Annotated in this window: 14 protein-coding genes; 9 read left to right on the top strand and 5 right to left on the bottom strand. The window is 69.0% G+C overall.

The features are described from left to right. Positions 1-33: 33 nt before the first annotated feature. The 3 genes from ACIBEI_RS22115 to ACIBEI_RS22105 form a co-directional block, all read right to left on the bottom strand. The gene (locus ACIBEI_RS22115) at positions 34-1,371 is read right to left on the bottom strand and encodes an ABC transporter substrate-binding protein (RefSeq protein WP_398891295.1); all 1,338 of its coding nucleotides are present in this window, start codon (positions 1,369-1,371) and stop codon (positions 34-36) included. A gap of 92 nt (positions 1,372-1,463) precedes the next feature. Continuing rightward, positions 1,464-2,408, bottom strand: coding sequence for a carbohydrate ABC transporter permease (locus ACIBEI_RS22110; protein WP_398891293.1), 945 nt, complete (start codon positions 2,406-2,408; stop codon positions 1,464-1,466). Positions 2,409-2,410: 2 nt separating this feature from the next. Then, positions 2,411-3,337 carry a carbohydrate ABC transporter permease gene (locus tag ACIBEI_RS22105; protein ID WP_398891291.1) on the bottom strand — a complete coding sequence of 309 codons (927 nt, stop codon included), beginning with the start codon at positions 3,335-3,337 and terminating at the stop codon, positions 2,411-2,413. 283 nt (positions 3,338-3,620) lie between these two features. On the opposite strand from ACIBEI_RS22105, the gene ACIBEI_RS22100 reads away from it, so the two are divergent. After that, positions 3,621-4,610: a LacI family DNA-binding transcriptional regulator gene (locus tag ACIBEI_RS22100; RefSeq protein WP_398891289.1), complete on the top strand. Its 990-nt coding sequence runs from the start codon at positions 3,621-3,623 to the stop codon at positions 4,608-4,610. 151 nt (positions 4,611-4,761) lie between these two features. Here the strand turns inward: ACIBEI_RS22100 and ACIBEI_RS22095 are convergent, their stop codons facing one another. Beyond that, positions 4,762-5,553, bottom strand: a complete 792-nt coding sequence (locus tag ACIBEI_RS22095; protein WP_398891287.1) for a DUF3050 domain-containing protein — start codon at positions 5,551-5,553, stop codon at positions 4,762-4,764. Positions 5,554-5,787: 234 nt separating this feature from the next. Between ACIBEI_RS22095 and ACIBEI_RS22090 the strand changes: the two genes are divergently transcribed. The 6 genes from ACIBEI_RS22090 to ACIBEI_RS22065 all read left to right on the top strand — a co-directional run bounded on the left by ACIBEI_RS22090 (position 5,788) and on the right by ACIBEI_RS22065 (position 13,885). Next, positions 5,788-6,420 (top strand): antibiotic biosynthesis monooxygenase, encoded by a 633-nt coding sequence (locus tag ACIBEI_RS22090; RefSeq protein ID WP_398891285.1) that lies wholly within the window; start codon positions 5,788-5,790, stop codon positions 6,418-6,420. 24 nt (positions 6,421-6,444) lie between these two features. Continuing rightward, complete coding sequence (gene pabB / locus ACIBEI_RS22085; RefSeq protein ID WP_398891283.1) at positions 6,445-8,607, top strand: aminodeoxychorismate synthase component I; 2,163 nt, start codon at positions 6,445-6,447, stop codon at positions 8,605-8,607. Next, positions 8,604-10,172: an AMP-binding protein gene (locus tag ACIBEI_RS22080; RefSeq protein ID WP_398891281.1), complete on the top strand. Its 1,569-nt coding sequence runs from the start codon at positions 8,604-8,606 to the stop codon at positions 10,170-10,172. The genes pabB and ACIBEI_RS22080 overlap by 4 nt, the downstream gene beginning before the upstream one ends. 41 nt (positions 10,173-10,213) lie before the next feature. After that, complete coding sequence (locus ACIBEI_RS22075) at positions 10,214-11,830, top strand: class I adenylate-forming enzyme family protein (RefSeq protein WP_398891279.1); 1,617 nt, start codon at positions 10,214-10,216, stop codon at positions 11,828-11,830. Between the two features lies 1 nt (position 11,831). Continuing rightward, a complete protein-coding gene (locus ACIBEI_RS22070) occupies positions 11,832-13,010 on the top strand; it encodes an FAD-dependent monooxygenase (protein WP_398891277.1) in 1,179 nt (392 codons plus the stop codon). Between the two features lie 80 nt (positions 13,011-13,090). Then, a complete protein-coding gene (locus ACIBEI_RS22065; protein ID WP_398891275.1) occupies positions 13,091-13,885 on the top strand; it encodes an aminotransferase class IV in 795 nt (264 codons plus the stop codon). 153 nt (positions 13,886-14,038) lie between these two features. Here ACIBEI_RS22065 and ACIBEI_RS22060 read toward each other — a convergent pair whose 3' ends face one another. After that, positions 14,039-14,530, bottom strand: a complete 492-nt coding sequence (locus ACIBEI_RS22060; RefSeq protein WP_398891270.1) for a carboxymuconolactone decarboxylase family protein — start codon at positions 14,528-14,530, stop codon at positions 14,039-14,041. Positions 14,531-14,623: 93 nt separating this feature from the next. Here ACIBEI_RS22060 and ACIBEI_RS22055 point away from each other — a divergent pair, with 93 nt between their 5' ends. Together ACIBEI_RS22055 and ACIBEI_RS22050 are read left to right on the top strand one after the other, a co-directional pair. Next, positions 14,624-15,178 (top strand): HAD domain-containing protein, encoded by a 555-nt coding sequence (locus tag ACIBEI_RS22055; RefSeq protein WP_398891268.1) that lies wholly within the window; start codon positions 14,624-14,626, stop codon positions 15,176-15,178. Positions 15,179-15,289: 111 nt separating this feature from the next. Continuing rightward, positions 15,290-17,539 (top strand): MMPL family transporter, encoded by a 2,250-nt coding sequence (locus ACIBEI_RS22050; protein WP_398891266.1) that lies wholly within the window; start codon positions 15,290-15,292, stop codon positions 17,537-17,539. Positions 17,540-17,625: the final 86 nt, after the last annotated feature.

Raw genomic sequence — 17,625 nt, 5'->3', positions numbered from 1 at the left:
GCACAAGGGGGCGGCATGGGGTCGTGTGCCGAACTAGTCGACGGTGAAGCCCTGTTCCTTGCCGTACTTGATGGAGGCGTCCTGCCAGGACTTCAGGCCGGCGGAGAGCTTGGTGCTGCCGACGTAGGCCTTGCCGACGGTGTCGTTGAAGATCGAGTTGGCGTACTGCTGGAAGGGCAGGTACGACCAGTCGGAGGCGACGTTGGCCGCCGACTCGGCGAAGATCTCGTTGGCCTTCTGGCCGCCGAAGTACTCGAACTCCTTGTTCCGGAACGCGCTGTCCTGGAGTTCCGCGGTGGTCGCCGGGAAGGCGCCCTCCTTGATGCGGGTCGCGACACCGTCACCGGAGTTCGCGTACTCGACGAAGGCGTAGGCGAGTTCCTTGTTCTTGCCCAGCTCGGGCAGGGCGAGGGAGCTGCCGCCGTTCTCCGCGGTCGCCTTGTCGCCCTTGGTCCAGGCCGGCATCGGCGCCGCGCGCCAGTCACCGGCGGCGTTCGGCACACCGGTCACGAAGTTGGCGGGCATCCAGGCGCCGGTGGTCAGGGTGGCGATGGTGCCGTCGCCCAGGCCCTTGTACCAGTCGTCGGTCCAGCCGTTGATGGGCGAGACGAGCTTCTCGTCGATCAGCTGCTGCCAGGTGTCCGTGTACTTCTTGGCGCCCGCGTCGTCGAAGTTGATCGACACCTTGGTGCCGTCGACCTTGTAGGGACGCGAACCGGCCTGCCACAGCATGCTGGTGGTGAAGCCCGCGTCACCGGCGTCGTTGGCGATGTAGACCTTGGGGTCGGCCTTGTGCAGCTTGCGGGCGGCCTCGACGTACTCGTCCCAGGTGGTCGGGACCGCAACCTTGTACTTGTCGAAGACCTTCTTGTTGTAGAACAGCGCCATCGGGCCGGAGTCCATCGGCAGGCCGTAGACCTTGTCACCCTCGCTCACGGCGTTCCACGGGCCGGGGGTGTACTTGGACTTGAGCTTGTCCGCGCGGAAGGGGGCCAGGTCGCTGAGGCCCTTGGTGAGGGCGTACTGGCTCAGCGCGAAGTACTCGACCTGTGCGACGTCGGGGACGCCCTTCTTGGCCGAGATGGCGTTCGACAGGGCCGTGTAGTGCTTGTCGCCGGAGCGCTCGCCGACGAGGTTGATCTTGACCTTGGGGTACTTCTTCTGGAAGTCGGCGGCGACCGACTTCAGCGTGGGCTCCCAAGCCCAGACCGTGACCGAGCCGCCCTTCTTGAGGGCCGCCTGGATGTCGTCGGCGGAGACCGGCTTCTGGCCGGAGCTGTCGTCGTCGGAGCCGCCGCAGGCGGTCGCGCCCAGGGCGAGGACGGAGAGGACGGCGAGGCCGCGCATCAGGCGGCGTGTGGTTCTGCGCATGGAGGTGCTTCCACTTCTTCGTGGGTGGGACAGGGTGAGGGTGAGGAGCTGAAGGTGAAAGAGACGGGACCGAGAGGGCCTTGCGGGCGGGGTCACTCCTTGACGCTTCCGGCGGCGAGCCCGGACTGCCAGAACCTCTGCAGCAGCAGGAACGCGGCGATCAAGGGGATGATGGTGAGCAGCGAACCCGTGATCACCAGGTTGAAGATCACGTCACCGCCGATCGTCTGCGCCTGGTTGTTCCAGGCGTCCAGGCCCAGGGTCAGCGGGTACCAGTCCGGGTCCTTGAGCATGATCAGCGGCAGGAAGTAGTTGTTCCAGGTGGCGACCGTGGTGAACAGCAGAACGGTCACGGTGCCGGGGGCGAGCAGCGGCAGGGCCACCTGGAAGAAGGTGCGGATCTCGCCCGCTCCGTCGATCCGGGCGGCCTCCATCAGTTCGCCCGGGATCGCCTCGGTGGCGAAGACCCACATCAGATACAGGCCGAACGGCGAGACCAGCGAGGGGATGATCACCGCCCACGGGGTGTCGGTGAGCCCCATCTTGCTGAACATCAGGAAGGTGGGCACCGCCAGCGCGGTACCGGGAACGGCGACGGCACCGATGACCACGGCGAATACGGCGCGCTTCCCGGGGAACCTGAACTTCGCCAGCGCGTAACCGCCCAGGATCGCCAGGAGGGTTGCGCCGCCGGCACCGAGCACCACGTACAACAGGGTGTTCAGCAGCCAGCGGACGAAGATGCCGTCGTGGTACGTGAACGTCTCGCTGATGTTGTCCCAGAGGGCGAAGTCGTTGCTGAACCACAGCCCGGACGAGTCGCCGAGTCCTTCCTGGGTCTTGGTGGCGCTGATCACCAGCCACACCAGGGGCACCACGGTGTAGAGCAGGACCAGGCCGGTGAGGACGGTCAGCAGCACGCTGCGCTTGGGGCGCCCGGGGACGTGCGCCCGGCGCGTGCGCAGACGGGGCGCGCCCTTGGATCCGCCGGAGTTCTGGGCGGGTGCGGGCTGGGAGGTGGTGACGGAGCTGCTCATGTTCACGCTCCCTTGCGCATGCCGCGGAGCTGCACGACGTAGGCGATGACCATGGTGATCAGGCCCATGATGATGGCGACCGCCGCGGAGTAGTTGTGCTGCTGGCCGTTGAAGGACAGCGAGTACGTGTAGAAGTTCGGGGTGAAGTCCGTCGTGATGGCGTTGCGCGCGATCGGCCGCAGGATGGCCGGCTCGTTGAAGAGCTGGAAGCTGCCGATGATCGAGAAGATCGTCGCGATGACCAGGGCGCCACGGATCGCGGGGAGCTTGATGGCGCCGATGATCCGGAACTGCCCGGCGCCGTCGATCTCCGCGGCCTCGTACAGCGAGTTCGGGATGACCCGTAGCGCGGAGTAGAAGATCAGCATGTTGTAGCCGATGAACTCCCAGGTGACGATGTTGCCGATCGACGCCAGGATCAGGTCGGACGAGAGGGGGTCGGGCAGGGTGACATCGAAGGCCGAGTTGATGTCGCCCACCAGTCCGTACTTCGTGCCGTACATGAAGCCCCACATCAGGGTGGCGACCACGGCGGGCACGGCGTACGGCAGGAAGATCACGATGCGGAAGAAGTCCTTGCCGTACAGGCGTCCGCTGTCCAGCGCGAGGGCGATCAGCAGGGCGATGCCGAGCATGATCGGAACCTGTACGGCCAGGAAGAGCGAGACCCGTGCGAGCGAGTCCCAGAACTGCTCGTCCTTCAGGGCCTGTGTGTAGTTGTCCAGGCCGACGAAGGTGGTGCCACCGATCAACTGGTCCCGGAACAGGCTGAGGTAGATCGAGTACACGATCGGGGCCAGGAAGACGAGGGCGAACACGGCCACGAAGGGACCGATGAATCCCCACCCCGTCCAGGAGCGGCGGTCCCGTTTCGCCGGAGGCCGGTCCGGGCGCCGCTTGGCTGCCGCCGGCGGTTGTAGCGTCGTCATGTCGTTCCTCGCTCGTCCCTCTCGCGAACCCGGCGTCGCGCGCCGCTGATGTTTGCGTAAACATCCAGTCCCGAAGCGAGTCGTGGCCTGTTATGTTTACGTAAACATCTGATGGCGGCATGTCTACACTGCCCCGTTGACGGTGGTCAAGGGTCATTTGAGGAAACTGCGGCTCGGACAGCGAGGGAGACGGGTGGACACAGCGGACAACGCCTCGGTGAGCAGGCCGAAGGCGCCGGCACGGGCCGGAAAACGGGCTTCCCGCCGGACGCAGAGCGCGTCCATGGCGGATGTCGCCCGACTGGCGGGCGTCTCCTCGCAGACCGTCTCGCGAGTCTCGAACGGTTACGCGGGTGTGAACGAGGAGACCCGGCAGCAGGTGCTGGCTGCCATGCGCGAACTGGGCTACCGGCCCAACAGCGCCGCCCGGGCGCTCAAGCGCGGCGAGTTCCGCACCATCGGCGTCATCACCTTCGGCCTCTCCACCACGGGCAACGTGCGCACGCTGGAGGCGATCGCCACCTCGGCGGCGCACGAGGGATACGCGGTCACGCTGCTGCCGGTCGCCGTTCCCACGCAGGACGAGGTGCGCGGCGCGTTCTCCCGGCTGGGGGAACTGGCCGTCGACGCCGTCATCGTCATCCTGGAGGTGCACCTGCTCGACGCGGTGGCCCTCACCCTGCCGCCCCACATCCAGGTCGTCGTGGCCGACTCGGACGCCGGTGACCGCTACACCGTCGTCGACACCGACCAGGCCGGCGGGACCCGTGCCGCGGTGCGCTATCTGCTCGACCTCGGCCACCGCACGGTCTGGCACCTGGCCGGTCCCGAGGAGTCCTTCGCGGCCCAGCGCCGCGCCGACGCCTGGCGTGCCGAACTCGCCGAGGCGGGCTGCACGGCGCCGCCGCTGGTGCGCGGCGACTGGTCGGCCGAGTCCGGCTACCGGGCCGGCCTCGAACTCGCCGCGCATCAGGACTGCACGGCGGTGTTCGCGGCCAACGACCAGATGGCGCTGGGCCTGCTGCGGGCCCTGCACGAGCAGGGCCGGTACGTGCCCGACGACGTCAGCGTCATCGGCTTCGACGACATCCCCGAGGCGGGGTCCTTCCTGCCTCCCCTGACCACCGTCCACCAGGACTTCGCCGAGGTGGGGCGGCGCTGTGTCGAGGGCGTGCTGCGGCAGATGCGCCACGATGCGGCGGAGCACGGGACGACGCTTGTGCCTACGCGGCTTGTGGTGCGGGACAGTACGGCGGCGCCGCGGGTGCGGTGAGCGGGGCTCAGCCGGGTGTGTTGTGCGTTGTTGTCTGCGGGTGCGTTGAGCGCTCCGCGGGGCGGGCTGTGTGTCGTCCGCGGGTTGGTTGTGGCTGGTCGCGCAGTTCCCCGCGCCCCTTTGGGGCGGCCTGGGGAGCCGTCGGACGGATCTAGGCGGCCGTGTTCTCCATGGCCTGCGTGATCGCGTCCCAGAGGTGGGACCTGGCCTCCAGGGCTAGGGTCGCCGTTTCGGCGGCCTCCTTCCAGCGGGTGTCGTCGCCGCCGCAGAGGTCGGCCACCATGGCCATCGCCATGGGTGTGTGCTCCTCGCCGTCCACCTCGATGTGCCGGGCAAGGTAGTCGCAGAAGACCGGGAACCGGTCGGAGCCCTCCTTCTTGATCACCTGGTCGAACATGTCCGGGATGAGGTCCTCCCGGGAGAAGGCGAAGGCGGCCGCCCGGCAGTGGAGGGGCCTGTCGAGGATGATCCCGAACGTCGTGCTGACGAACTCGGCCGCGGGGCCGGGTACTTGGGCCGCCCGTAGCGCCGCCTGCACGTCATGGCCCTCCCCGAGCAGCGCGAGGAACGTGTCGAGGCGTGAGGTGTCCGCCCCGGCTTCGGCCATGCCGCCCCGGTAGAGCTCGAAGTGGCTGGTGAAGCCGCCGTCCAGCTCGTCGCTCTCCTCCACCAGCACGATGTCGTTGATGAGCCGCCGGCTCACCTGCGAGCCGCGCGGGACCCAGGGGACGTCCACACACGTCAGCTCCCGCTGCAGGGACTTCAGCAGCGACATGAAGTCCCACACCGCGAAGACGTGGTGCTCCATGAAGGTCGCCATGTCCTTGCGGGTGCTTATCCGCTGGTAAATCGGATGGACGGTCACTTCTTTTCGGGCCGGTTCGATATCGGCGCGCGTCCGGTCGATTCCCTCGTGGGTCATGCTCCAGTCGTACCTCGACATGGGTCTCCTTCTTGCTCTTTCAGAACCGGATTTCCCGGCTCGGTGTTCGGCTCTTCACGTCGCCGGTGAACGGTGAACCCGAGACCGATGGTGGCTCCTTCTCGGAGAACTGGGCAAGCGGTTTCAGGAATTCGTAAGTGTTACCCGAAGTACTGTGCGACAAAAGCTGTCAAGGCGGGCAGAAGGGTGACAAAGAGCTGCTTTCCCGGCTGCGCGCAAAAACTCCGTTGAGAGTTGAACATCAAGTCTTCCCTTTCCGTATTCAGAGGCGTGACCAGGAATCCCGTTACCGTCACCGTCGCGTATCGAGTGGTACCGGGCCGCGAGGCCGAGTTCCACTCCTGGGGGTGGGGTGTGCTGCGTGCGACCGCGCAGGAACCGGGCTTTCTCGGTGGTGGCGTACTCGTCGACGGAGAGGCGGAGTGGCATGTGGTCTACCGCTTCACCAGTGAAGGTTCGGCCCTGGCCTGGGACAACTCGGTCGAGCGGGCAGAGTGGCAGGCCCGTGGCGAGATGCTGGCCCGTGAGACGGGCCGACGGACCGTGCAGGGCTCGAAGGCATGGTTCGAGTCCCTGACCGAAAACCCTTCCGCGACCGCGGCGGCGCCACGTCCGCCACCGAAGTGGAAGTTATGGTTCGTGAATATGAGCGCGGTCTTCCCTCCCGTACTCATATTCAATTTGGTTGTGCTTCCTTATCTCGGTGACTTCAACCCTCTCATCCGCACCTTGTTCCTCTGCCTGGCCGTGACGGCCATTGTCACGTGGATTCTCATGCCGCGGCTGCAGCGTTTCTTCAAGAAATGGCTGTACCCGCCGTTGCAGGCGATCCGTGGACGGCACAAACGGCGGGCTGCACAAGGCTGAGAACGACCAAAGGGGGGTGGGCGGGTGAAGACCCTGCTCATCGACAATTATGACTCGTACACATACAACTTGTTCCAGCTGATTGCCGAGGTCAACGGCGAGGAGCCGGTGGTGATCCTCAATGACTCCCCGGCCGACGGTCTTCCGGACCTGCGGGGATTCGACAACGTGGTGGTGTCCCCGGGACCGGGACACCCCGCCCGGGCACGCGACTTCGGCATCAGCGCCACGGTGCTCGCCGAGTCCGAGATCCCCGTCCTCGGCGTCTGCCTCGGACACCAGGGCATCGCGGCGGGCGAGAGAGGCCGGGTGATGGCCGCGCCGGAGCCCCGGCACGGTCATCTCTCCAGAATCCGGCACACGGGCGAGGGCCTGTTCGGCGGACTCCCGCAGGACTTCACCGCGGTCCGCTACCACTCGCTGTCCGTACGGGAACCGCTGCCGGCGAGCCTCAAGGGCACCGCCTGGGCCGAGGACGGCGTCCTGATGGGGCTGCGCCACCGCACCCGGCCGCTGTGGGGCGTGCAGTTCCACCCCGAGTCGATCCTCACCGAGTACGGCCACCGGCTGTTCCTGAACTTCCGGGGCCTCACGGCGGCGCGCAGTCGCGGGGTCCGCCTGACCAAGTCCCGTACACATCAGTCCCGTACACGCGAGTCCCGTACCGAAGGCGGCGCCGCCACGGCGTTCGTACCCCGGCCCCGGCGCTCCGCGCCTGTCGGGTTCCGACTGCACACCCGCCGGATCGCGACCGCCGTGGACACCGAGACGGCCTTCACCCGGATGTGCGCCGACGCGCCCAGGGCGTTCTGGCTGGACAGTTCACGGGTCGAGGAGGGGCAGTCCCGGTTCTCGTTCTTCGGCGACGGCACCGGTCCGCTGGCCGAGTTCGTACGGTACGACGTCGAGTCCGGTGTCTGTGAGGTCGAGCGGCCCGGGCGGCCCCCGCGCAAGGTGCGGGCCAGCGTCTTCGACCATCTGAAGCGGCAGTTGGCGACCCGCCGGGTGGACGCCGGTGACCTGCCCTTCGACTTCACCGGCGGATACGTCGGCTACTTCGGATACGAGCTCAAGGCCGACTGCGGCTCGCCGAACCGTCACCGGGCCGAAACTCCGGACGCCTCCTGGCTCTTCGCCGACCGGCTGATAGCGGTGGACCACCAAGACGGTTTCACCTACGCGGTCTGCCTGGCGGAGAACACTCCGCAGGGCGCGCGGGACGCCGGCGACTGGCTCGACAGCGCGGTGGCGCAGCTGAGCTTCGTCTCGGCGGCCGGGCCCACCTCGACCCCGCCGGCCGCGTCCGAGCCGGACCTGCACGCCGCCGAACCCTGGCTGGTGCGCGACCGCGAGACCTATCTCGCCGACATCGAGGCGTGCAAGCGTGAGCTGAACGCCGGCACCAGCTACGAGATCTGTCTGACCAACGCCGCCGAATTACCCGCGCCGCCCGACCCGTTGGCCTACTACCGGGTCCTCCGGCGCATCAACCCGGCGCCCTACGCGGCCTTCCTGCGGTTCGGTGACCTGGCTGTGGCCGGCGCGTCCCCCGAACGCTTCCTGCGGATCACCCGGGACGGCGTCGCCGAGGCCAGGCCCATCAAGGGCACCGCGCCCCGCGGCGACCGGCCGGAGGAGGACGCCCGGCTGAGGGACTCGCTTGCCGCGGACGCCAAGACCCGCGCCGAGAACCTGATGATCGTCGACCTGCTCCGCAACGACCTGGGCCGGGTCTGCGAGACCGGCACGGTCCGGGTGCCCCGCCTCATGGCCACCGAGACCTACGCCACCGTGCACCAGCTCGTCTCCACCGTCGAGGGCCGCCTCCGCGAGGGCACGGACGCCGTGGACTGCGTACGCGCCTGCTTCCCCGGCGGCTCGATGACCGGAGCGCCGAAGCTGCGCACGATGGAGATCATCGACTCACTGGAGACCGCCGCCCGCGGGGTCTACTCCGGAGCCATCGGCTATCTCGGCTGCAGCGGTGGAGCCGATCTCAACATCGTCATCCGTACCGCCGTCCTCACCGGCGGCCGGATGCACCTGGGAGCGGGCGGCGCCATCGTCCTCGGCTCCGATCCCGAAGCGGAGTACGACGAGATGCTGCTGAAGACCGCCGCGCAGTTACGCGCCCTCCGCGAGTCCACGACAGCCGAGCCGGTCTCCTTGCAGGAGCAGATCCGATGACGCCCACGACCTCCGCCCCGAGCCCCACCGACACGGCCGATGGCATCGAGACGGAGGCCGGGAACCTGGCCTCCGGGCTGGCCGCGCTTGCCGAGGGCCAGGGCTGGACCGATCGGCCCGCCTTCCACCAGGGCCACCGGGCCTGGACCCACGGCGAGGTGCACGACCTCGCCGCCCGCGCGGCGAGCGTGCTCGCCGACCACGGTGTCTGCCCCGGCGACCGGGTGCTGCTCGCGATGCCCGACTCCCTCGCCTGGGTCACGGCGTTCCTGGCCACCGCCCGGCTCGGCGCGGTCGCGGTCCTCGTCAATCCCGAACTGCCCCCGGCCGACCACGAGTTCATGGCCGAGGACGCCGGAGCCACCCTGTGCGTGACCGGGCCGGGACTGGAGGAGCGGTTCGCAGGGCGGACCCGGCTGGGCGCCGACCAGCTCGTCGCGCTCACCCGCAGCACACCGCCGACCACCGGCGCCCACCCGGCCGGACCGCGCACCCCGCTCTACATCCAGTACACCTCCGGAACGACCGGCGCCCCCAAGGGAGTTGTGCACTGCCACGGCGACCCCGGGACGTACCACGAACTCATCGGCGACCGGCTGCTGCGGATCACCCCGGACGACGTGACCCTCTCGGTGTCGAAGCTCTTCTTCGCGTACGGCTTCGGCAACGCCTTCGCCTTCCCCCTCTTCTCGGGATCCTCCGCCGTACTGGTCGACCGGCGCCCCTCACCCGCCGCGGTGGACGAACTCGTCGCCCGCCACCGGGTGACCCTGCTCTACTCCGTCCCCTCGGCGTACGCCGCCCTGGTCGCCGACCGGGCCGACGGACACGCCGCCTGCTTCGCCTCCGTACGCGCGGCGGTGTCGGCCGGCGAGGGCATGCCCGCAGGACTCGGCGAGCGCGTCACCGAACTGCTCGGCGCGCCCGTCCTGGAACAGATCGGCTCCACCGAGGCCGGACACGCCTTCTGCGCCAACAGCTTCGACGCCAACACCCCCGGCACCGTCGGCCGCCCGGTCCCCGGCTTCGACGTGGAGCTGCGCGACCGCGCGGGAGCCCCGTTGCCGGACGGCTCGGAGGGCGAACTGTGGGTCAAGGGGCCGACGTTGACGACCGGCTACCTGAACCTGCCCGGAGAGACGGACCGCGTCCTCGTCGACGGCTGGCTCAACACCCGGGACCGTGCTCGACGCGAACCGGACGGCAGCTACCGGCACTTGGGCCGGGCCGACGACATGGAACTGGTCGGCGGCATCACGGTCTCCCCGCTGGAGGTCGAGGCCGTGCTGCGCAAGCATCCGGCGGTACGCGAGGTCGCCGTCGCGGCCGTCACCGACGACCGTGGCGCGACCGCACTGCGGGCCTATGTGGTCATCGGCGTGTCGCCCTCGACGGCTCCCACCTTCGCGGCGAGCCGGTCCGGCCTGGAGTCCGAACTCATCGGCCTGGCCCGTGAACACCTCGCCGCCTTCAAGGCCCCCAGAACCGTCCACGTCGTGCCGTCACTGCCCCGCACCCCGACCGGCAAGCTCCGCCGCCACCTCGTACGCCAGGGCGCGTGGTGACCGTGGGCACAACCGCGAACACCCCAGAAAGGAAAGGGCACATGCCACAGCCGCAGTCCCTGCTCTCCGATCGTGGGTTCTATCTCGGCCCGATGTTCCAGCAGGCCACCGCCCGGCACGGCGCCGTCCCGGTGACGCTGGACCGGCCGCTGGACGTCAACCCCGAACTCGGTCTCGACCTCAGCTACCCGGTACTGTCCGCCCTGGTCGAGGACCTGTCCGGGCGGCTGTGGGAGGCCGGAGTCCGGCCCTCCGAGCAGGTCGTCGTCCACAAGAGCGACAACGTCGACATCGTCCTGCTGACCTGTGCCGTCTCCCGGATCGGCGCCGTCCCCGTCCTGCTCTCACCGGGTCTGCAGGGCCCCGTCGTCGGCCAGCTCCTGAAGCGGCTCCACGAGCCCTGGCTGGTCACCGACCGGGCGAAGCTCACCGGGCCGCTCAAGGACATCGACGTCGCCCGGCTCGTCCGAGAGACCCTCAGCGTGGACGACGCGCCGGGATCGATCCCGCTGGACAAGTACGCTGGCGCCCCGCCCCACGGACCCGTCCGGCTGCACCCGCGCGAACCCGCGCTCATCACCCACAGCTCGGGCACGACCGGCACCCCCAAGCTCGCCGTGCACTGCCCGAACACCATGTGGAACCGGCTCGTACCACAGAAGGCCATGGGCTGGCCTACACGCGGTGAGACGGCCGCGCTGCACATGTCCTTTGTGCACTCGCGCTTCTACCACCTGCTCGGTGTACTGCTGCACTTCGGCAGCCCGCTGCTGTTCATCACCGACCCCGAGCCCGCCGCCGCGGGCCCGCTGCTCGCCCGGCACCGCCCCGGCATCGTCGAGACCCACCCCAACACCTTTGTTCTCTGGGAGGAGTTGGCCGACGCACCCGGCGCACCGCTGGCGCGCGTCCGCTCGTACGGCAGCACCTTCGACGCGATCCACCCGCGTACCGTGCAGCGGCTGCTCGGCGCGTCGAACCGGCGCTCGCCCTGGCTGATGCAGCTGTACGGGCAGAGCGAGACGGGCCCGGTCGCCTTCCAGTGGTACACGCGCCGCAGCGCGGCCCGGGCGGACGGCCGCCGCGTCGGTATCGCCGTCCCCGGCTTCACCCGGGTCCGGATCGCCGACAGCGAGGGGCGGCGGACCCAGCCCGGTACAGCGGGCCGTATCGAGGCCCGCACCAGGGGCCGGATCCTCACCTACCTCGGCGCCCAGGACCACTACGACCGTCAACTGGGCGACGGCTGGTGGCAGATGGGCGACATGGGTTACCGGAACAGGTGGGGCGCGCTCTATCTGATCGACCGTGAGATCGACCAGATCGACTCGGTGCACAGCAATCTGGAGATCGAGGACACGCTGATGTCCCGTCTCGACGAACTGCGGGAGGTCGTCATCGTGCCCGGCGTCGACCGCGAACCGGTCCCGGTAGTGGTCGTCCGGGGCGAACAGCCCCTCGACCTGCAACGCTGGCACGAGGCGACCGCCGACCTCCCCAGGATGACCTACCCGCGGCAGTGGCGGTTCGACGAACTGCCGATGACCTCCACCTGGAAGGTCAAGCGGGTGGAGATCACCCGCATGCTCACCGAGAGCGCGACTGCCACCGCGACCGTCACTTCCACCGCGACCACCGAGCATCCTGGTGGCGCCTGACGTGAACCCTGTCATCGTCGTGGGCGCCGGGCCCGTGGGCATGTCGGCCGCACTCGGCCTGCGCGCCCACGGACTCCCGGTCACCCTCGTGGAAGCGGACCCCCAGGGACGCGAACGGCCGGGCAGCCGTGCCCTGTTCGTCCACAAGGAGACCCTGCGGCTGCTCGAAGGGATGCGCCCCGGGCTGGCCGCCCACATCACGTCGTACGGACGGACCTGGCAGACCAAGCGCACCCTGTACCGGGGCCGCGAGGTGTACGCCAAGTCGTTCCCGCCGCCTTCCTTCCCGCCCCCCTTCACCAGTCTGCGCCAGGTGGACACCGAGCGGTTCCTGCTCGCCGCCTGCGAGTCGGCCGGGGTGGACTTCGCCTGGGGCGCGCGCGTGACGGGAGTCAAGGTCACCGACTCCGGTGTCGCGGTGAGCAGCGAGGACGGACGCGGCTGGACGGGCACCCATGTCATCGCCGCCGACGGCGCCCGCTCGGCGGTCCGGCGCGAGCTGGACATTCCCATGGAGGGCACCCGTTCGGAAGGCTTCCACGTCGTGGTGGACGTGTCCGACATCCCGGGCGCCGACCTGCCGCTGGAGCGCGTCTTCCACTACGAGCATCCCGGCGTCGGCGGCCGCAGTGTCATGCGCGTGCCGTTCACGGGCGGCTTCCAGGTCGACCTGCAGTGCCGTGACGACGACGCGCAGGAGTCCTACGGCACCCAGGAGGCGGTACGGCAGTGGCTGCCCGCGGTCGTGGGGGAGGGGTACGCCGACCGGATCCTGTGGGTGTCGACGTACCACTTCCTCCGCAAGGTCGCGGCCACCTTCACCGACGAGGAGCACCGCGTGCTGCTGGCCGGAGAGGCGGCCCACCTCTTCCCGCCCTTCGGCGCCCGCGGAATGAACAGCGGCATCGCGGACGCGGCGGCGGCAGCGGCGGCCGTAGCCGCCGGCACCACGGAGGCGGTCGCGGAGTTCGCGGCGGCCCGGCGGACGGCGGCCCTGTTCAACAGTGCGGCGGCCGGCGCCGCCCTCGACCATCTGCGGCCCAGCCGTCGGACCGTACGGGCGAAACAGTGGGCCGCGGCGGCCCTGGCACCCGTACTGCCCTGGTGCGGGGCCTGGTTGGAACACGCGCCGTACGGTCCCAGGCACGGATCACCGGCGAGCGCCGGCCGGAAGTACTGACCGGAGCACCTGAAGCATCTGACACACCGGCCGTGCTGACGGACGTACTGACGGACGTACTGAGAGGGGAAAGCATCTTGATGACACAACCGGCAACCGCAGAGGGGCTGTTGGCGTGGATGCCCGGCCGTGGTCTGATCGCCGGCCTGGCGGCCGACACACAGCTCCTGGTAGCGGACTCCTGGCTCGTCCGGGACGGACAGGTGCGCGGGCTCGACCGGCACCGGGAGCGGTTCCTGCGGGCCTGCGGCGACTGCGGAGGTCCGTCCCCCGAGCAACTCGACGAGTTCTGGCGGGACATGACGGCGGCGCTGCCCCGTACGGGATCGTGGTTCCCGCGTGTCGAACTCGTGGCCGGTTCCCTCCAGTTGCGGCTGCTCCTGCGGTACGCGCCGCCGACCGCTCCGGAGGTACGCGTGTGGGCGGCCGGTCAGCCGGACCCGAGAACCGTGCCACGACGCAAGGGACCGGACCTGGACGTGCTGGCCCGGGTCCGGCAGCGGGCGAGGGGACAGGGCGCGGAGGAGGCGGTACTGATCGCCCCCTCGGGCCTGGTGCTGGAGGGAGCGACCTCCAGCGTGCTGTGGTGGGAGGACGACACCCTGTGCCTGCCCCCGCAGCAACTGCCGATCCTGGCCGGTGTCACCACCGGCCTCATCCAGGAGCGGGCCGTGCACACCGGTATCCGGATGGCCCACCGCGAGCGGACCCTGGAGCAGCTCGCCGGGCGGGAGGTGTGGCTGGTGAACGCCCTGCACGGAATCCGGCCGGTGACCGGCTGGGAAGGCCGGCCCATGGAAGCGGGTCAGGACCTCTTCGCCAAGGAATGGCGAGAATGGCTGGACGGTCTGATGGAGCCGCTTCCCGCCGCCTGATCCGATAAAGAGAGAAAGTTTCACGCCGGGCCGAATGCATTCGGCCCGGCGCGACTGTCCATATCCGGATTCAGTGAATTTCGGAGATCATTTCTCGGGCGTCACGATAAATTCTGGGGTGTCATTGGGATTGCTTAGGCCTTCTTCTGGTGCTCAGGCCTTCTTCTGGGCCAGCTGATAGGCGCCCGGAACCATCCGTGTCGCGATGGCGATGCGGTTGTACGCGTTGATGACGGTGGCTGCCCAGATCAGTGCCGCGAGCTGTGCCTCGTCGAAGACCTCGGCCGCCTCCGCGTAGACCTCGTCCGGGACGTGCCCGTCGTGCACCAGTGTCACCGCCTCGGCCAACGCCAGCGCGGCGCGCTCCCGTTCGCTGAAGAAGGGCGTCTCCCGCCAGGCGTTCAGCGCGTACACACGCTGCTCGCTCTCGCCCTGCGCACGGGCGTCCTTCGTGTGCATGTCGATGCAGAACGCGCAGCCGTTGATCTGCGAAGCGCGAATCCGGATGAGCTCAAGAAGCTCCGGCTCGACCTTGGCGTCCTGCGCCGCCAATACGGCCGCGCCGTGCAGCGCGCCCATTGCTCCGGACACATCGGGGGTTATTTTCTTGAGGGCCACGCGGGGTGTGGATTCAATCTTGGGCATGGGTCGACTGTATCCGCCTTATGGACTCCATGAAAAGGAAACAGCGCGAATAGTCGCGCGACGATTTCCGGGAAGGACGACTATCATGCGGCCATGACCGGATCCGAGCGACGTCCACTGCTCTTCCTCGATGTCGACGGCCCGCTCATTCCCTTCGGGGCGGCATCGGGGCAGTTCCCGGGCGGGTATCCCACTTACGGGACGGCCCCGGCGGGGCCCGACGAGAATCCGCTCCTGGCCAGGATCAACCCCGCGCACGGACCCCGCCTGATGGCTCTGCCGTGCGAGCCGGTCTGGGCCACCACCTGGATGGCCGAGGCGAACGAGACCGTCGCCCCGCGGCTCGGTCTCCCCGAACTGGCCGTCGTGACCTGGCCGGAGCCGGACGACGAGCAGGCCGCCGGGGAGGCCGAACGGGACGCGCGGCGAGGACTGCACTGGAAGACCCGCGCCCTGGTCGACCGGGCGGCCGGCCGCGCGTTCGTCTGGGTCGACGACGAGATCACCGACACCGACAGGGCCTGGGTCTCCGCACACCATCGAGGGCATGCCCTGCTGCACCGGGTGGACCCCCGCCGGGGCCTCACCGACGCGGACTTCGCCGCCCTCGGCGAGTGGCTGGCCACCGAAGCCGCCGACGGTTCCTGACTCCTGGAGCACTCGACGGGCCTTCCGCCTCCATACGAAGCTCCGTATGACGGTGTGATCAAAGCGTCGTTTAATGGGGAAAACCTTGATCATTCACTGCGGGAGCAGCCCATGTCGCCAACGCGGTCCAGTACAGGGGACGGGCAGGTTGCAGCTGGGCGGCTGCGCAGGTTGGGGGAGTGGTGCGCCCGGCACTTCGCGATCGTCATCGTGGCCTGGCTGGTCGTACTGGCCGCCCTGCAGGTGCTGGACCGCTCGTTCGGCGGAGACTACTCGGACGACTTCCAGCTCCCCGGTGTCCAGTCGGAGAAGGGCCTGGACGTACTGAAGAAGCACGACCCGGCGGCGGGCGGCTACAGCAGCCAGATCGTGCTGCGCGACGACAAGCAGTCGCTGACGTCGGTCAGCTCGCAGATGGGCCAGACGATCACCGACCTGCAGAAACTTCCCCACGTGCTCTCGGCACAGAACCCGTTGACGGCCCCGTCCCAGCAGTCGTCGCAGTCCTCGGGCCAGTCCCAACAACCGAACGTGGGCCCGCTGTCCAGCGACGGGAAGACCGGCTACATCACCATCCGCTTCGACGTACAACCGTCGACGCTCGGCGACTCGTACCTCGACGGAGTGGACAACTCGGTCCAGTCCCTGAGGTCGGCGGGCGTGGAGGTCGAGTACGGCGGCCCCCTCGGCGAACTCGCCAGGCCCGCCCCCGACGACCGGATCAGCGAGCTGATCGGATTCGCGGTGGCGATCGTCGTGCTCCTCGTCGGCTTCGGCAGCGTGCTCGCGGCGGGCATCCCGCTGCTGACCGCCCTGATCAGCGCCGTGGGAGGGCTGGCCTGCCTGGGGCTGCTCGCCTCGGCCTTCACCTTCGCCACGGTGTCCCCGACGCTGGCCACCATGATCGGCCTGGGCGTGGGCATCGACTACGCGCTGTTCCTCATCACCCGCCACCGGCAGAACCTCATGAACGGCGACGACCCGGTCCGTGCGGCGGGCCGGGCCACCGCCACCAGCGGCCGGGCCGTACTGGTCTCCGGCTGCACGGTGATCATCGCCCTGGCCGGGCTGTCCGTCTCCGGAGTCAGCTTCATCGGCCTGCTGGGCGTGGCCGCGGCCGTGACGGTCGTCTCGGCCGTCGTCGGCGCGCTGACCCTCGTCCCCGCCCTGCTCGGGCTCATCGGCCACCGCATCGACCGCTACCGGGTGCGCCGCCCCGTCGCGGAGACGAACGCCGCCCCGGGCGAGCCCGTCGAGGGCACCTGGCACCGCTACGCCCAGCGTGTGCAGCGCCGCCCCTGGTGGTTCCTGGTCGGCGGAGTCGTCACGGTCCTCGTCCTGGCGATCCCGGTGCTCTCGATCCAGCTCGGCCACATCGGCGACGGCGCGGACCCCAAGTCGTTCACCGACCGACGGGCCTACGACCTCATGTCGGACGCCTTCGGGCCCGGCTCCAACGGTCCGTTGACCGTCGTCATCGACCAGACCTCCGTACCGTCCGACCAGCGTTCGTCGCTGGCGACGCAGGCGCAGAAGTCCCTGACCGATGTGCAGGGCGCGGCCACGAGCACACAGCTGACGCCCACGCAGGACGGTGACGTGCTGGTGGGCACGGTCTACTCCAAGGAGGCTCCGCAGAACGCGGACACCACCGACCTGGCGAACCGCCTGGTCGACGAGACCCTGCCCCAGGCCGTCTCGGGCACCGACGCCAAGGGCTATGTCACGGGCACCACGGCCGCCCAGGTCGACTTCCGTGACATCGTCGCGGAGCGCCTCCCGCTGATCATCGCGGTGGTGGTCGCCCTGGCCTTCCTCATCATCCTGATGGTCTTCCGGGGCCTGCTGGTCGCCCTCAAGGCGGCGGTCCTCAACGTCCTGTCCATCGCCGCCTCGTACGGCGTGGTCGTCGCCGTCTTCCAATGGGGCTGGGGCGGACCGGCGTTGGGCGTGTCGGGCAAGGTGCCCATCGAGAGCTACGTGCCCATGATGATGTTCGCCATCATCTTCGGCCTCAGCATGGACTACGAGATCTTCCTGCTGTCGCGTGTCCACGAGGCCTGGCTGCGCACCGGTGACGCGAAGGCCAGCGTGGCGCACGCCCTGGAGATCACCGCGCGTGTCATCACCTGCGCCGCCCTGATCATGGTGAGCGTCTTCGCCGCGTTCATCGTGAGCGACAATATCGTCGTCAAGATGCTCGGGCTCGGCCTGGCCGTGAGCGTGTTGATCGACGCAACCGTCGTACGCCTGCTCCTCGTTCCGGCCGTCATGACCCTGCTCGGCCGCCATGCCTGGTGGACGCCGGGCTGGCTCGACCGGATCATGCCGCACGTGGATCCGGAAGGGGACCACGGCTGAACGGCGACCACGACTGAACCGGCGACCACGACTGAACCGGCGGGGCCGCCGTCGCGATCCGTACGGGAGGTGCGGGCCCCCGCCTG

It is taken from the genome of Streptomyces sp. NPDC050988 (assembly GCF_044456225.1).
GTDB lineage: Bacteria > Actinomycetota > Actinomycetes > Streptomycetales > Streptomycetaceae > Streptomyces.
The sequence above is the reverse complement of the archived record's forward strand: the minus strand, read 5'-3'. Positions and strand labels throughout refer to the sequence as shown.

Bases quoted from the DNA above. Each gene is read 5' to 3' on its own strand.
- ACIBEI_RS22050 (WP_398891266.1), top strand. From the start codon at position 15,290: ATGTCGCCAACGCGGTCCAGTACAGGGGACGGGCAGGTTGCAGCTGGG.
- ACIBEI_RS22095 (WP_398891287.1), bottom strand. From the start codon at position 5,553: ATGTCGAGGTACGACTGGAGCATGACCCACGAGGGAATCGACCGGACG.
- ACIBEI_RS22060 (WP_398891270.1), bottom strand. From the start codon at position 14,530: ATGCCCAAGATTGAATCCACACCCCGCGTGGCCCTCAAGAAAATAACC.
- ACIBEI_RS22105 (WP_398891291.1), bottom strand. From the start codon at position 3,337: ATGACGACGCTACAACCGCCGGCGGCAGCCAAGCGGCGCCCGGACCGG.
- ACIBEI_RS22080 (WP_398891281.1), top strand. From the start codon at position 8,604: ATGACGCCCACGACCTCCGCCCCGAGCCCCACCGACACGGCCGATGGC.
- ACIBEI_RS22065 (WP_398891275.1), top strand. From the start codon at position 13,091: ATGACACAACCGGCAACCGCAGAGGGGCTGTTGGCGTGGATGCCCGGC.
- ACIBEI_RS22110 (WP_398891293.1), bottom strand. From the start codon at position 2,408: ATGAGCAGCTCCGTCACCACCTCCCAGCCCGCACCCGCCCAGAACTCC.
- ACIBEI_RS22100 (WP_398891289.1), top strand. From the start codon at position 3,621: ATGGCGGATGTCGCCCGACTGGCGGGCGTCTCCTCGCAGACCGTCTCG.
- ACIBEI_RS22075 (WP_398891279.1), top strand. From the start codon at position 10,214: ATGCCACAGCCGCAGTCCCTGCTCTCCGATCGTGGGTTCTATCTCGGC.
- ACIBEI_RS22115 (WP_398891295.1), bottom strand. From the start codon at position 1,371: ATGCGCAGAACCACACGCCGCCTGATGCGCGGCCTCGCCGTCCTCTCC.
- ACIBEI_RS22055 (WP_398891268.1), top strand. From the start codon at position 14,624: ATGACCGGATCCGAGCGACGTCCACTGCTCTTCCTCGATGTCGACGGC.